This window comes from Nocardia testacea NBRC 100365 (assembly GCF_000308775.1).
GTDB classification, from domain to species: domain Bacteria; phylum Actinomycetota; class Actinomycetes; order Mycobacteriales; family Mycobacteriaceae; genus Nocardia; species Nocardia testacea.
This window is the reverse complement of the sequence record NZ_BAGJ01000084.1, coordinates 1-14,464: the sequence shown is the minus strand read 5'-3', so window position 1 is coordinate 14,464 and position 14,464 is coordinate 1. Positions and strand designations below refer to the sequence as shown.

13 protein-coding genes are annotated in these 14,464 nt (G+C 69.7%); 8 read left to right on the top strand and 5 right to left on the bottom strand.

Annotated elements, in window-relative coordinates; genetic code table 11:
* Positions 1-10: 10 nt before the first annotated feature.
* Positions 11-667, bottom strand: a complete 657-nt coding sequence (locus ON38_RS10715) for a TetR/AcrR family transcriptional regulator (protein ID WP_039824456.1) — start codon at positions 665-667, stop codon at positions 11-13.
* 268 nt (positions 668-935) lie between these two features.
* On the opposite strand from ON38_RS10715, the gene ON38_RS10710 reads away from it, so the two are divergent.
* The 4 genes from ON38_RS10710 to ON38_RS10695 all read left to right on the top strand — a co-directional run bounded on the left by ON38_RS10710 (position 936) and on the right by ON38_RS10695 (position 6,192).
* A complete protein-coding gene (locus ON38_RS10710; protein ID WP_039824454.1) occupies positions 936-2,321 on the top strand; it encodes an NAD(P)/FAD-dependent oxidoreductase in 1,386 nt (461 codons plus the stop codon).
* 13 nt (positions 2,322-2,334) lie between these two features.
* Entirely contained in the window at positions 2,335-4,137 is a 1,803-nt protein-coding gene (locus ON38_RS10705; RefSeq protein WP_039824452.1) for a hydroxysqualene dehydroxylase, read from the top strand.
* A 262-nt stretch (positions 4,138-4,399) separates the two neighbouring features.
* The gene (locus tag ON38_RS10700; RefSeq protein WP_039824450.1) at positions 4,400-4,951 is read left to right on the top strand and encodes a DUF8020 domain-containing protein; all 552 of its coding nucleotides are present in this window, start codon (positions 4,400-4,402) and stop codon (positions 4,949-4,951) included.
* A 257-nt stretch (positions 4,952-5,208) separates the two neighbouring features.
* Positions 5,209-6,192, top strand: a complete 984-nt coding sequence (locus ON38_RS10695; protein ID WP_039824449.1) for a hypothetical protein — start codon at positions 5,209-5,211, stop codon at positions 6,190-6,192.
* On the opposite strand, the gene ON38_RS10690 is transcribed toward ON38_RS10695, so the two are convergent.
* Positions 6,176-7,615, bottom strand: coding sequence for an MDR family MFS transporter (locus tag ON38_RS10690; protein WP_039824448.1), 1,440 nt, complete (start codon positions 7,613-7,615; stop codon positions 6,176-6,178). The genes ON38_RS10695 and ON38_RS10690 overlap by 17 nt on opposite strands.
* Positions 7,616-8,113: 498 nt before the next feature.
* Between ON38_RS10690 and ON38_RS10685 the strand changes: the two genes are divergently transcribed.
* Entirely contained in the window at positions 8,114-8,635 is a 522-nt protein-coding gene (locus ON38_RS10685; RefSeq protein WP_039824446.1) for a DUF3558 family protein, read from the top strand.
* Positions 8,636-8,800: 165 nt separating this feature from the next.
* A complete protein-coding gene (locus tag ON38_RS10680) occupies positions 8,801-10,018 on the top strand; it encodes a PucR family transcriptional regulator (RefSeq protein ID WP_039824444.1) in 1,218 nt (405 codons plus the stop codon).
* A 3-nt stretch (positions 10,019-10,021) separates the two neighbouring features.
* Here the strand turns inward: ON38_RS10680 and ON38_RS10675 are convergent, their stop codons facing one another.
* On the bottom strand, positions 10,022-10,483 hold the full coding sequence (locus ON38_RS10675) for an RsbRD N-terminal domain-containing protein (RefSeq protein WP_039824442.1): 462 nt from the start codon (positions 10,481-10,483) through the stop codon (positions 10,022-10,024).
* Positions 10,484-10,719: 236 nt separating this feature from the next.
* Here ON38_RS10675 and ON38_RS10670 point away from each other — a divergent pair, with 236 nt between their 5' ends.
* A complete protein-coding gene (locus ON38_RS10670; protein ID WP_039824440.1) occupies positions 10,720-11,496 on the top strand; it encodes a M50 family metallopeptidase in 777 nt (258 codons plus the stop codon).
* A 17-nt stretch (positions 11,497-11,513) separates the two neighbouring features.
* On the opposite strand, the gene ON38_RS10665 is transcribed toward ON38_RS10670, so the two are convergent.
* Entirely contained in the window at positions 11,514-12,290 is a 777-nt protein-coding gene (locus ON38_RS10665; protein WP_039824438.1) for a siderophore-interacting protein, read from the bottom strand.
* Positions 12,291-12,441: 151 nt separating this feature from the next.
* Here ON38_RS10665 and ON38_RS10660 point away from each other — a divergent pair, with 151 nt between their 5' ends.
* Positions 12,442-13,683 (top strand): phthiocerol/phthiodiolone dimycocerosyl transferase family protein, encoded by a 1,242-nt coding sequence (locus tag ON38_RS10660; protein WP_051164586.1) that lies wholly within the window; start codon positions 12,442-12,444, stop codon positions 13,681-13,683.
* Positions 13,684-13,702: 19 nt separating this feature from the next.
* Here the strand turns inward: ON38_RS10660 and ON38_RS10655 are convergent.
* Positions 13,703-14,464: metallophosphoesterase (locus ON38_RS10655; RefSeq protein ID WP_039824436.1), on the bottom strand; the 762-nt coding region annotated here is incomplete at its 5' end.

Genomic DNA, 14,464 nt, shown 5'->3' with positions numbered 1-14,464 from the left:
CGGAGCGGGATCAGGCCGTCGCACCACCGGCGGGGGCGTCGCCGTAGACCACCAGCCAGATCGATCGGCCCAGCGCTCGCGCCAATTCCGCATCACTGATCCCGGTCCGCACCGCGAACGCGGTGGTGATGGAGCGCTCCACCATGGCCGCCAGGACCAGCGCGGTCGCGGCGGGTTCGAGTTCCGGCGCGACCCGGCCGGCCGCTCGATCGGCTTCCAGCCGGGCGCGCACCAGGTCGACGAAAGTGGCCACCCGGGCCCGCCAATAGGCGCCCACATCCCGGTCGTAGGCCGCGACCTCGCTCAGTGCCAGCAGCAGATAGCGGTGGCGGCGGAACCCGGCGATCATGGCGCTCATCGCCCGCCGCACCCCCGCTTCCCGGTCGGTGTGCTCGGCGCCCCACCACCGCTCGGCGGCCTCGAACAGATCGGCCGTGGCCAGCTCGGCGGTCCGGATCAGCAGCTGGCTCTTGTCCGGGAAATACCGGTAGAAGGTGGAGCGCGCCATCTGCGCGGTGGCGGCGATCTTCTGTACCGCGATCTCGGTGAACGGAGTGCCGTCGGCCAGCAGGTCCTCCACCGCCCGCAACACCCGCTGTTCGAACTCGGCCCGGCGGTCCTCGTCCGGTTTCCGGGCGGACCGCGGGGTCCGGGTCAGCGAGGGCATCCGGTGTCCGCCGGCTCGATCGCGCGGTGCAGTGGATATCGGCTCGCAAGGTCCATGGGGACATTGTGCCCGCCTCGGTGGCACGTGCCGGTTCCCGTCGCCCCCGCATCGGGACACGAAGCCCTTTCCCGGGACGACGGCAAGGAATCGCCGCGGCCGGCGGAAGACCGTGCGGGACAGTGCGGCTCGGTTGGTTGACAATCGCGCCTGCGCGCCGCACCATCAATCGGACATAGTGTCCGAGACTCGATGACCGAGGACGGTTCCCATGGCCGAGTGCCCCAGCGCGGTCGAGCAAGCCGAAACCGTCGTCGTCGGCGCCCGATGTGCCGGTTCCGCCACCGCGGCCACCCTCGCCCGGGCGGGCCGCCGGGTCGTCGTACTGGACAGCACACGCTTTCCCTCCGACACGCTGTCCACCCATCTGCTGTGGCCGGCGGGAGTCGCCGAACTGTCCCGGCTGGGCGCCCTGGGCGCCGTGGAGAAACTCGGCGCGCCACGCCTCACCCGGGCCTACGCCGCCGGGGCGGGATATACGATTTCGGGTGCATTCCCGCTGGTCGACGGTATCGACTACACCCTGTGTGTACGCCGCACCGGCCTCGACCACGCACTGGTGCGCACCGCCCGCGCGGCGGGGGCCGATATCCGCGAGAAATGCCGGGTGACCGAACTCGTCTGGGACGGTGGGCGGTGCGCCGGGGTGCGCTACACCGACCCCGGCGGCCGGCTCGTCGAGATCCGCGCCGCACTCGTGGTCGGCGCCGACGGCCGCCGCAGCACCGTGGCGAAACTCGCCGGGGCCCTGACCCCGTACGAGTCCGCGCCCAGCGGTCGCGACTGCTATTTCGCCTACTGGCGCGACGCGTCCGGCGACTGGCGGGATATCGCCGCACAGTGGCGGGTGGGCGCCGACCTCGGCACCGCCTTCCCCTGTGACGACGGCCTGCTGCTGAGCCTGGTCCAGCCGCCGGCCGAAGCGGGCCCCCTGCGCCCCGGCGACGCCGAACAACGCTATGCCGCCGCGCTGGACCGCCTGCCGCCACTGCGGGAGCGACTGCGTGACTGCGAAAAGGTCGGGCGGGTACGGTCGGCCACCGATATCTCCTCCTATTTCCGTCGTTCCAGCGGGCCGGGCTGGGCACTACCCGGTGACTCCGGCCATTTCAAGGACCCGGTCACCGCCCAGGGCATCCGCGATGCCCTGCACTACGGACGGCTGCTGGCCGAAGCCGTCGCGCCGGAACTCGACGACCCCGTCCGGCTGGACCGCGCGGTCGCCGCCTGGGAGCGGCGGCGGGTGCGCGAATGCCGCGAGATCTACCACTGGACCAACCGGCTCGCCCGCGGCACCGCGATGAGCCCGCTCGAAGTCGAGCTGTATCGCGCCGCGACCGAGGACCGTGCCCTGGCGGAGATCACCACCGGCGTCTTCTCCCGCACCCGGCGTCCCGCCGAGCTCTATACCCCGGCCCGCATGGCGCGTCTCACCGCCGGGGCGCTGTGGCACCACCGCGGCGACCCGGGGCCGGTGCTGGCCGATATCGCGCATGAGATCCGGGTCACCGCGGGCGAGTTCTACACCTCGTGCACCACACTGCGCGGCGCCCCGCCCGCCGTGTCCCCGTCGTCCCCCGGTACCGCCACCGCTTGACCAGGAGTTCACCATGTCGGATCAGCTGCCGAAGAAGTCAGCCTCGATCGACCGCCGCACCGCCCTGCGTGGTGCGCTCACCGGCGCCGCGATCCTCGCGGCGGGATCGGCGGCGACCGGTCCCGGGCACGCCGCCGCCCCCCGCCGCCGGACCCCGGGTCTACGCACCGGCGGCAAAGAGGTCGCCGTCTTCGGCGGCGGGATGGCCGGCCTGTCCGCCGCGCACGAACTCGCCGAACGTGGTTTCCGGGTGACCGTCTACGAACCCGCTTTCCTCGGCGGCAAGGCACGCAGTATGCCGGTGCCCGGTAGCGGGGCCGGCGGACGGGCGGACCTGCCCGGCGAACACGGTTTCCGCTTCTTCCCCGGCTGCTACCAGAACATCCCCGACACCATGCGGCGTATCCCCTTCCCCGGTAATCCGAACGGGGTACTCGACAATCTGATCCGCGTCGAGGGGACGGTGGCGGGGTTCCGCGACAAACCGCCGATCTTCGCCCCGGTGGAAGTGGGCGCACTCGATCAGCTCACCCCGGAACGTCTGCAGAACAGCATTATCGGCGCGTTCGCCTTCATCCCGGAACTGCCGCCACACGAATTGGCGTTCTTCGCCAAACAGATGCTCATGTGGTTCACCTCGAGCACCGAACGCCGCTTCGGGCAATGGGAGTACCTGACCTGGGAACAGATCATGCGCGCCGACGGCAAGTCCCCCGCCTACCGCTCCTATCTCGTCAACGCGCTCACCCGGATAACCGTCGCGGCGAAACCGCATCTCAGTTCGGCCCGCACCATCGGCACCATCGGCGAAGCCCTGGTACTGGCGGGAACCAATCTCGTTCCGGAATTCTCCGGCGGCGTGGACCGGATCCTGAACCGCCCCACCAACGCGGCCTGGATAGATCCGTGGGTGACCTATCTGCGTAGCCGGGGCGTGCGGTTCGTCATGGGCCGGCGCGCGAGCCGGTTGCACTACGGGAACGGCCGGATCGAGTCGGTCACCGTCACCGACACCGGTGGCGCCGCGGCTTCCGTGGTCGCCGACCACTACGTTTGTGCCATGCCGGTCGAGAAGACCGTGCCGCTGCTCGACGATCCGATCCTGTCCGCCGATCCGCAGCTGGCCGGAATGCGCGAACTGCTCACCGATTGGATGGTGGGTATCCAGTTCTATCTGCGCCGCCCCACCGATATCCCGGAGGGGCATATCGCGGCACTGGGATCACCGTGGGCCCTGACCGCGCTGCGGCAGGCGCCGATGTGGGTCGGGGATTTCCCCGCCCTGTACGGCGACGGTTCGGTCGCGGAATGTTTCTCGGTGGATATCTCCGATTGGGATACCCCGGGAATTCTGCATCACCGGCCCGCGAAACAGTGCAGCGCGCAGGAAATCGCGAACGAGGTCTGGGCGCAGCTGAAATTGTGGCTGAACAACGGCACCGGTTGGCTGCGTGACGAAGATATCCACTCCTGGCACCTCGATCCGGGGGTGAGCTGGTCCGGCGGCGTCGCCCACAACGAAACCCCGCTACTGGTCAATACCGTCGGTTCCTACGACCATCGGCCGACCGCGCACTGCGCCATCCCGAATCTGTTCTTCGGTGGCGATCATGTGCGCAGCAATATCGATCTGGCGACCATGGAGGGCGCCAACGAATCCGGCCGGTCGGCGGCCAATGCGATCATCGACGCCGCGGACGATCCCGCACCGCACGCACCGGTTTTCCCGCTGGTCGCCCTGCCCGCGTTCGAGGCGGCGAAAAGAATCGACGCGGACCGTTTCCGGGCCGGTCTCCCTCATATCCTGGATATATAGCGGGGACGGCTCGCGGGTGGCGCGGCGGCGTGGCGCCACCCGCGAGCACTGTCCGGAAAACGAAGGCTATCCGCCGCCGAATGCGCACGACGCGCTGCGCAGACGTCCGGAAAGGGCGCGGCACGGCGGAATTCACCGCGGCACCGATTCGCGGAAACCATTGTCGGCCCGATCTTGTTCCGTGAGAATGGGTTCCGAGCCGAGATCCGGCTTCTTGGGGACCGTCGGCGCCGCAGTGCCGGCAGAACAAGTGGGGAACACCATGAGAATCAAGCAACTCGCCGCCACCGCGCTGATCTCGATCGGCGCCCTGGGCGTCGCCGCAGGTACCGCGCAGGCGCAGCCCGTGGCCACCGAGGTCGCCGTGCGCGGCGCCGAGCAGGGCATCGGCTATGAGGTGGCGCCGAACGAGGCCGGCACCGCGATCGTCACGACTCTCGACACCGGCAGCTTCGCGCTCACCGCCGACGGCGCGGCCGTCACCCTCTCGGATCCGGCGGGCCGCATACTCACCACGCTGCCGCTGGGCGTCGCGGCCGCCGGGCAGACCGCGCCGCTGGCGTCGGCCATCTCGGCCGACGGCCGCACCCTCACCCTGACACCCGCGGCGTCCACACCGGCGGGGCAGCATGTGGCCCAGCTGGTGGCCGACCCCGACACCGAGGCCCGCAAACTGCACAATGCCGGGATCGGCGCCCTGATCGGCGGCGGTATCGGTGCCGTACTCGGCTTCTTCCTGGGCGGGGTGGGCGCCCTGATCACCATTCCGATCGGCGCGGGCGTCGGCGCGCTGATCGGCTACTCCACACCTTGATCGACGAACTCGGCTGCGGCCCATCGGAAGCCGGTGGGCCGGGGCCGGGTTCGATTCGGTCGAAGTGCACCGAAACCGTTGCGCCGGAACGAGTGTTCCCTCTCCGGCCCCGGCCCGCACCGGCGCCGCGAGGCGGTTTTCTGTCGGACCCCCCACGTAAAATCATGCAGGTAGGACACAGTCGGAGGGGTAATATGCGGCCGGCGGACCGGCCGCATCGCACGTCCCTCCGGCGCATCGGAACCGGGGGTTCTGTGATGAGTGAAATCGGACAGGAACGATTGCTGCCGCCGCGTCAGCACGGGACATCGTGGCGCGAATCGGAATACCGGGCCATCGCCGCGGAACTGCGGGCGGGTAAGGGGTTGCCCGATATCGCCGCCGAACTCGGCCGGACCCCGTCCGCCGTACAGGCGGCACTGCGGAATTTCGTTCCGCCGGAGGAGAAAGTACGCGCGAACGACCGGGCCGGTTGGATCCGGGACCGGATGGCCGCAGATCCACAATGGGACTGGTGGGCGGTCGTACTGGATCATCATCGGCACGGCCCGTCCGCGCTCTGGCTCACCGAACACGAGCACATCGCCCGCGGCGCCTGGCGGGACCGCACGCCCATGCCGGTCCTGGCCCAGCGGCTCGGTACCGCCGAAATCGAGGTGGCCGCGTTCCTGCGCGCGCTCGGGCTCGCGGAGAACCTGGCCGAGGTCGCCGATCGGCTCGGCGCTACCCCGGGCCAGGCACTGGCCAAACGGGTCAACGCGGCACGCGATCACGAGCAGTCCGCGAACTGGATCCTGGTGGTCGACGGTGCGGCGGGCACCGTGAAACCGCGCAGCGCGCCCGTGCGCCGGCACGTGTCGGTGCACGAGAGCCGAGCCGCCGCCGAAGCGGGCCGGGATCGAGTCCTGCGCTGGCACCGCAGAACCGCCGGCGACAGTACGACACCCGTCTGGTGGACGATCGCCCAGCGCGGAATCGGCGACTCCGCCGGCCGCACCTACTGCGGCGTTTTCACTCCGCGTCTGATCGACAGTGGCGTCCGCGCCGACGCGCTGGCGGTCGGGGACCGGATCCTGATCGCCGGATCGGACGGTAATCCCCAGGAAGCGCTGGTCGAATCGGTCGCTCAGCGTGGCGAAGTCGTCGTCGCCGATCTCGGGCCGGTCGGCGATTCCCGGGTCCACCAGGTGATCGAATTCGATGCCGGGGAGCGCGTGGAGGTACTCACCGCCCAGGAGTGACGGTTCGCCCGTGCCCGGCCGATTCCGCGCGGCCGGGCATCAGCGCGGAGGCGACCACAATGGCCACGGCCATGACGGCCACCGCCACGAACACCAGATGCACCCCCTCGGCCAGCGCCACCGGCGAGGGGGTGCCGGTATCGCCCACCCGCGAATTCACGAGTGCGCCGAACACGGCCACACCGACGGCACTGCCGATGGACCGGGCGAACATATTGGACGAGGTCACCACACCCCGTTCGCCCCAGGTGGCGCTGCTCTGGGCGGCGATCAAGGTCGGACTCGCCACCAGCCCCATACCGAGGCCGATGACGAAACAGGTGGCCGCGACCTGCGCGATGGATGTGCCCGGCCCGATGAACAGGGTGCCGGCAGCACCGACCGTGGCCATGACGCCGCCGATGAGGGAGGTGCGCCGGAAGCCGATCCGCAGATACACCCGGCCGGACTGGGAAGCCGATACCGGCCAGCCCAGGGTCAGCGCGCCGACCGTCAGCCCGCCCACCACCGCCCCGGCGCCCAGAACGCCCTGGGTGAAGGCCGGAACATAGGACGTGAGACCGAGCAGCAACGCACCCACCAGCGCGGAGATCGCCGAACTGGCGACCACCACCCGCCGGGTGAAAAGCCACAGCGGCAGCACCGGATCGGCGGCCCGGCGCTCCACGAGAACGAACAACACCAGCACCGCCGCACCGCCGGCGAAGATAGCGATACTGATCGGCGAACTCCAGGCCCAGGCGCGGCCGCCCTCGAGCAATCCCAGGATGATCGCCCCCGCACCGGAGGTCAGCAGCAACGCTCCGGCGTAGTCCACCTGCCGGCGCTGCCGGGAGGGAGTCTCGGTGAAGTGTCGCAACAGCATCCACCCGGCCCATGCCGACAGCGGCAGATTGACCAGGAAGATCCACCGCCAGCCGACGTATTCGGCGAAGACGCCACCCAGCAGCGGACCGGAGACCGAGGAGAAGGCCCAGACACCCGCGAGATAGCCCTGGACCTTCGCGCGTTCGGCCAGGGTGTACAGATCACCGGCGATGGTCATGGTCATGGGCTGAATGGCCCCCGCCCCGATACCCTGTACGGCCCGGAACACGATCAGCCACAGCATGCTGCCCGCGAGCCCGCACAGCAGCGAGCCGACAGCGAAGACGGCGATCCCGAACAGGAGCACCGGTTTACGACCCACCGTATCGGCGATCTTCCCGTACACCGGCACCGTGACGGCCTGGGCGAGCAGATAGACGGAGAACAACCACGGGAACTGGGCGAAACCGCCCAGGCTTTCGGTGATGGTGAGTACCGCGGTCGCGATGATGGTGGAATCGAGTGCGATCAGACCGGTGGCCAGCATGAGCGATCCGAGAATCGCGCCACGTTCGGAGCGGAGCCCCACATCGGTTCGCACCGTCTCCGTCACCACTGCCGCACCTCTTTCTCCGGACCGGACACGTCAACACGACCGCCGGGCCACCGTATTCCCCACACCGCCACGGGCGCCCCCGCATTTCCACATGATGAGACCGATGTTCTCCGCTGCCCCGCTGGCCGGCGGGCAGGCCGGCCCCGCGCCGACCACGTACGCCGACCATCCGAGGAAGACGAAGGAGGTGCAGCACATGCACCTTGGGCGGTCCGAGTCCCCGCGTTCGATCGATGCGGGTGTGGGACCCCCGCCGGCGGTGACCGCACTATCGTTTCGCCGCGGCCTGCGCCCACCGGGCCTGCTCTCGCTGTCGGCTTACGCCGCACGGCATGCGGTGTCGGGAGCGGCCCCGCTCTGCGTCGACCGGCCTCGCCGGAGGAGCGGTACCGGGTGAAGCGCGTGACTTGTGCCGCGGAGCAACGCTGCCTCGCGAGGTGCTGTGAGCCCGCACAGAGGGGCTGTGGCACAGCGGGATCGGTGGATAGCATCCGCGCCATGAGTGCACTTCACCGCTCGCGCCGATCGGGCGTTTCCGCCCGTGTCCTGGTCGGCGGGTCGGCCGCCCTCGCGATCCTCACCGCCGGCTGTGGCGGTGCGGCGGAACCGGCGGACCCCGCGGCGATCTGGGATCCGTGCGGCCTCCCGGCCGCTCTGCTCACCGAATCGGGGTTCGCGCCCGGCTCGATCCGGCGCGATGTGGCCACCGAACCGGGCTGGGCGGGCTGCGGATGGAGCAGCGAGCGGGCGGCCCTGCGCGTCCTGTTCTCCGCCGAGGGGTCACCGGACGAGGTCGCCGGCGACGGCGACACCCGCACCGAGATCACTCTCGCGGATCGCAGCGGCCGGCTACTGCACACCGGCGCCGCCGATACCGCGACGACCTGCACCGTCGCCCTGCCCACCGCGGCCGGCGGTGTGGTGCGGGTGCGGGTCGACAGCACCGCGGGCGCGGGCGAGAACGCCTGCCCTCGCGCCGAACGGGCCACAAGCACCCTCGCACCTGCGTTTCCCGCCTGATCAGCGGGTTCGACCATAACTCGCACCACTGTGACCGGTCACAAGCCGGACGGTCGGCGGCTGCACGGTCGTCCAGTCGAGTTCGTAAAGCCGCCCGGAACCCGACACATGATCATTACTGTGGAGCCGCAGTCTCGCCACCCAGGGGTAGAAGGAGTCAGCAGCATGACCGTCGACACGACCAGAACCAAGCTGACGCTATCCGGCCAGCCCATGTCCGCCCCACTACAGGATGTGCGCAAACTGTCCCGTCGCATGGTGGGCCATTTCGTGGAGAACGTGGTCCCGTGCGGAACGCTGCCGGGAGACGCGATCCACGGCGATGTGACCACCATCACCCGGACCTGCCTCGAACTCGCCGTCAGCATGCTCGACGGTAAGGACATTCCGGAGAAGACCAGACGGCTGGAGAACGCCGCCGCCGGCTGGGCGCGCGAGGGAGTCCCGATCGACACCATCCACCATGCCGTGCACGAGGGTTTCCGGCTCGGCTTGGACCTCGTGGTGTCCAATGCGACCGTGACCGACTATTCGGCGCTGGTCGACGGGGCCAAACTGGTCGTCGAGATGCTGGACAAGATGACCGTCTGTATCTCCATGGCCTACGTCCGCGAATTGCGGTCGGTGGTGAGCGAACACCACACCGCCGTGCACACGCTGACCTCCGCGCTGCTCGGCGGGCACAGTACCTCCACCATGGCCCGCGAATGCGGAATCGAGATCGCCCCCGCCTACACCGTACTGGCGATCGCCATTCCGGCCCATCCGGACGAGGCGATCCCGGCACTGGACGGCAAGGTCGTCGCGCGTCGCAAGCTACGCCGGGTGCAGGCCGAATTGGCGACCCGCTGTGAGGATTCGGCGCTGTCGCTGTTGAGCGTGGACGGGGGGACGGTGCTGCTGCCCGCCGAGATCTTGACCGGCGAGCAACTCGACGAACTGGTCGCGCACCTGTCGCGTGCGGCCCAGGTGCCGGTCAGCGCCGCGGTCGTGGAGGCGCCCACCGCGGAAGTTCCCTCGGCGGCGGATCAGGCCCACGAACTGCTGGATATGGTGCAGCGGCTCGACTGTGTGCCCGGACTGTACCGGTTCGACGATATGGCGCTGGAATACCAGCTGACCCGGCCCGGCCCCGGCCGCGAATACCTGGGATCGCTGTTGGATCCGCTCGACGATCATCCGGAGCTGCTGGAAACCCTGCAGCGTCATATCAGCAACAACCTGAACCGGCAGCGCACCGCCCGGCTCATGCACATCCACACCAATACCATCGACTATCGACTCAAGCGGGTCGCCCAGCTCACCGGCTTCGATCCCACGCAGCCGTCGGGCCTGTGGTACCTGCGGTCCGCGCTGGTCGCGCGCAGTTACCGGGCGAACTGAGCCTCAGGCGCGCCGCTGACTGCGTACCTGCGCCACATAGGCGCGCGAGACGGCCGCGGTCAGCGTATCGAGCACATCGACCACGAAACATCCGTCCACGCTCTCGGCCGCGGCGCCCAGCGTCTGCCGCGCCGTCGAACTACTCAGGCCCAGACCGCTTTTCACCCCTTCGTGCAGGGCGTGCTGAATGACCTCGAGCGGCACTTCCTCGCGCGCCCAGCGCGCGGCGGCCACCTCGAGCCGGGCCAGCACCTGACGCCCGGACGGATCCGAATCGTCGAGCAGCGCCAGCGCCATGCCCAGCCCCACCCGGAAGGCCGTCTGGAAATCCGATCCGGGTCGTTCGCGCGCCGCCGGGCGGGCGCCCTCGGCCGACCAGATCCGCATCAGCTCCGCCGGACCCGGAACCTCGAACACCTGCCGGGACCGCTCCGGCTCACGGTCGTACTGCTCACCCGTGCACATGCGTGCTCCCTCCACCACCGACCGGCAACCGATATGGACAAACGTATAGTTACCCACCCTTCTCCGGCCGACACATCGCCCGGACTTCGGTCCACCTCGGAACTCGGGTCGGCAAAGATAGTGAGACGTCCCATCAACAGATACTTCCGTTTCGTGCAGTCCCCCACCGGCGGGCCCGGCCGCCGGGGCCGGACCACGACGCGCGCCGCGCCGCTTCCCCCGGTTAAGGTGCGGCGGTGGATACCGGTGATCTGATAGACCGCAGCAGTTCCATCGCGGAGCGGCTCACGACGACCCAGGCGGCCCCGCCGTCGTGGCTGGTACTCGCCACCGCCGTGGCGGCGCTGATACTGGTGGCCTACGGCCCGCTGTGGCGGATCACCCGCAATGTGGTCACCATCGCGCACGAGGGCGGACACGCGCTGGTAGCGCTGCTGAGCGGACGCCGGCTCAATGCCATCACCCTGCATTCGGATACGTCGGGACTCACCGTGTCCAGTGGAAAACCCTACGGGCTCGGCATGATCCTGACCGCGCTGGCCGGCTACCCGGCGCCGCCCCTGGTGGGACTAGGTTTCGCCGCGCTGCTGGGCGCCGGGCGCATCACCCTCATGCTGTGGATCGCAATCGCCGCCCTGGCGGTGATGCTGGTGATGATCCGGAATGTGTACGGCGTGGTCTCCGTGGTGAGCACCGGCGCACTGGTTTTCGCGGTGTCGTGGTTCGGTTCCGACGCGCTGCAGGCCGGATTCGCCTATCTCGCGACCTGGCTGCTGTTGCTGGCCGGCAGCCGCCCGGTACTGGAACTGCAGCGCACCCGCTCCCGGATGCGCGACGGCACCACCGACGCCGATCAGCTGGCCCGGCTCACCCGGTTGCCGGGCCTGCTGTGGGTGGTCTTTTTCCTGGCCGTCGCCCTCGGCGCACTCGTGGCCGGGGCGGGACTGCTCCTGTCGGCGACCGCGGGGATCTGCCTGCCGGTCCCCAACGGCGCGGACTGCCCGGCGAACTGATCCCGCCGGGCCGCGGCTCAGCCGGGGGTCTCGACCGCGGCGAGTTCCTTCTTCCAGACCCGGAAACCCTCCTCGGTCCGCCCCCGGCGCCAGTACCCGGAAATGGACGCGAACTCCGCCGAGACGCCGCGCTCCTTGCGGATGTAGGGGCGCAGATTGTGCATCACGGCCTGCGCCTCCCCGTGGATGAAGACCTGCACCCGGCCCGGCAGCCACGGCGCCGACCGGACCGCGCCGATCAGGGGCGCGTTGTCGCCGGCGCGGTCGTCGCCGACCTCGTGCGCGGCGCCGCCGCGGTGTACCCAGGTGACGTCCACGAGCGCCGCGGAGGTGAGGGTTATCTCGTCGGCCGAGTCGGCGACCTCGATGAACACCTTCGCGGGCGCTCCCTCGGGCAGTGCCTCCACCGCGGCGGAGATGGCGGGTAGCGCGGCCTCGTCACCGGCGAGCAGATGCCAGTCGGCGTCCGGGCGCGGTGCGTAGGCCCCACCCGGGCCGAAGAACGTGACCTGCTCGCCGGGCCGGACCGCGGCGGCCCACGGACCGGCGATGCCCTCGTCGCCGTGCACGACGAAGTCGATGGCGATCTCCCGGGCCGCGGCATCCACCGAACGGACCGTGTAGGTGCGCATCACCTCGCCGTCGGCGCGATCGAACAGCAGTTTCACATACGCGTCGGTGAACTCGTTCGCGTCGAAGTCGTCGAATCCGGGATCACCCAGATACACCCGCACGATATGCGGGCCGAGCCACTCCGTCCGGGCGACGGTCATGGTCGTGCGCTTTCTGGCCATCCGGCCTCCTCCACTAATTAGGTTTACCTAAGCGAACGTACCAGCCGAGTCGGGCGGGTTGTGTAGCGTCCGTCTCGTACCGACCGAAATATCCGGCAAGGAACCGTTTTTGGGTTAACCTCACACAAACTTCCGGACGAAGGCACCAATCATGACCGCGGCAACCGTCATCCGCCCGCTGGCGCCCAGCGAACAGATTTTCGCATTCAGCGAGGTCTTCGTCGGATACTGCGCCCGAATGTCCGGTCGGATCGACCTCAGCGCGCTGGCCACCGCCTTCGAAGTGCTGGTCACGGCCCATCCCATCCTCGGCGCGCAGCTCGCGCCCACCGAGCCGGTCGGGCACACCCTCGTCACCTCCGGACCGCCCGAGATCGTGCTGACCGTCGCCGACGGCGACCCGGAACAGCTGCTGACCGGTGCCGAGCCGGATCAGCGGCGCGCACTGGGCACGCTGCACGTGGTGCGGTCGGGCGATACCGCGAGCGTCACGCTGCTGGTGCACCACAGCATCGCCGATGCCACCCACGGCCTGCACCTGCTCGAGCAACTGTGGCACTGCTATGTGGCCGCCGCGGCCGGACGGGTGCCCACGCTCCCGCCCACCAGGCAGCCGATGCCGGTGGAGGATCTGCTCGCCGCCCGCGGAGTCGTACGCCGGCCCGTCGCGGGCGGTAGCGAGCCGCCGCGGGCCGCACCACCGCTCCCGCCGGCGGATGCGCTCAACGCGAACGAACACCCCTATCCGCCCCTGCTCACCACCCGATGCCGGCTGAGCCGCGAGCAGACCGGCGCACTCGTCGCGTACGGGCACCACACGGGGGTGACGGTGCACAGCCTGGTGGCCGCCGCCCTGCTGCTCACCGAATCGGAGGCCCGGCAGCTGCCGGTCGACGAACTGCTGTGTTCGTATTCGGTGGACCTGCGGCGCCGGGTCCGGCCCGTCATCGGCCCGGCCGAGGGCACGAATGTGCTGGGCTTCGCCGGTCACCGGCCCCGCCCCGGCACCGAGGCCGCCCTCCCCGCCCTGGCCCACGGGGTGTTCCACGCCCTGCGCAGCGACCTCGCCTCCGGTTACATCCAGCAGACCCCGCTACAACTGCCCGACACCCTGGCCGCCCCACCCGCCAACCCGTTCGACACGGTGATGACCACGAACTGGGGCCGATTACCCCGGCTGTCGGTGCCCACGCTCCGGATCCACGACTTCCGCACCACCATGATCGCCAAACCCGACCCCACCGGACGCCGCCCCCCACAGGCCGGCGGCGGCACCAGCATCATCACCACCTACGACGACCGTCTCAGCGTCGAGATCCATCATCCCCCCGAGTTCACTCCGGTGCAGACTCCCCGGATCGAACGGCTGCAGAATCTGCTCACCCGCCTCTGACGCCTCCGTCACCAGCGGCTCAGACTCCCTGGAGCGAGGCCAGCTCGAGCACCGTGACATCCGACGGGGCCGCGACCCGTACCGGCGGGCCCCAGGCACCGGCGCCGCGGGTCACATACAGCGCGGTAGCCCCGTACAGCTCCAGCCCCGCCACGGTCGGGTTGGGCAGCCGCGCGATCAGATTGCCAGGCCACAGCTGTCCCCCGTGGGTGTGCCCGGACAATTGCAGGTCGACCCCGTATGCCACGGATTCGTGGATCACGACCGGCTGATGAGCCAGTAGTACGCAGGCTCGACCGGTGTCCCGGCCGTCCAGGGCCGCCGCGAAATCGGGTCCCCGGCCGACAGCGCTTCCCCGGGGATCGTCGACCCCGGCGAGATCGAAGTACGGCAGCGACACCCGCTGGTTGAGCAGCACCTTCATGCCCAGTTCACCGGCCCGGGCGAGCCATGCGTCGGCGTCGGCGAAGTATTCGTGGTTGCCCGGTACGTAATAGGCCCCCAGGGGGGCGGTGAGACCCGCCAGCGGTTCGGTTTCGGCCCGCAGATCGTCCACGGTCCCGTCGGCGAGATCGCCGACGACCGCGATGAGGTCCGGGCGGGTGCCGTTCACCGTGCGCACCACCCGTTCGCAGAACGCGCGGCCCAGCGCCGGGCCCAGATGCAGATCGCTGACCAGGGCTATCCGCAGGCCGTGGGCCTGTGCGGGCAGTTTCGCCAGCGGCACGGTCACCCGCCGCACCGCCGGTCCGTCCAGGACTCCGTAGGTGCCGGTTCCCAC

Excerpts from the sequence above, each read along its gene's own strand:
- ON38_RS10660 (WP_051164586.1), top strand. The coding sequence starts at position 12,442 with ATGACCGCGGCAACCGTCATCCGCCCGCTGGCGCCCAGCGAACAGATT.
- ON38_RS10705 (WP_039824452.1), top strand. The coding sequence starts at position 2,335 with ATGTCGGATCAGCTGCCGAAGAAGTCAGCCTCGATCGACCGCCGCACC.
- ON38_RS10680 (WP_039824444.1), top strand. The coding sequence starts at position 8,801 with ATGACCGTCGACACGACCAGAACCAAGCTGACGCTATCCGGCCAGCCC.
- ON38_RS10710 (WP_039824454.1), top strand. The coding sequence starts at position 936 with ATGGCCGAGTGCCCCAGCGCGGTCGAGCAAGCCGAAACCGTCGTCGTC.
- ON38_RS10665 (WP_039824438.1), bottom strand. The coding sequence starts at position 12,290 with ATGGCCAGAAAGCGCACGACCATGACCGTCGCCCGGACGGAGTGGCTC.
- ON38_RS10695 (WP_039824449.1), top strand. The coding sequence starts at position 5,209 with ATGAGTGAAATCGGACAGGAACGATTGCTGCCGCCGCGTCAGCACGGG.
- ON38_RS10700 (WP_039824450.1), top strand. The coding sequence starts at position 4,400 with ATGAGAATCAAGCAACTCGCCGCCACCGCGCTGATCTCGATCGGCGCC.
- ON38_RS10675 (WP_039824442.1), bottom strand. The coding sequence starts at position 10,483 with ATGTGCACGGGTGAGCAGTACGACCGTGAGCCGGAGCGGTCCCGGCAG.
- ON38_RS10685 (WP_039824446.1), top strand. The coding sequence starts at position 8,114 with ATGAGTGCACTTCACCGCTCGCGCCGATCGGGCGTTTCCGCCCGTGTC.
- ON38_RS10715 (WP_039824456.1), bottom strand. The coding sequence starts at position 667 with ATGCCCTCGCTGACCCGGACCCCGCGGTCCGCCCGGAAACCGGACGAG.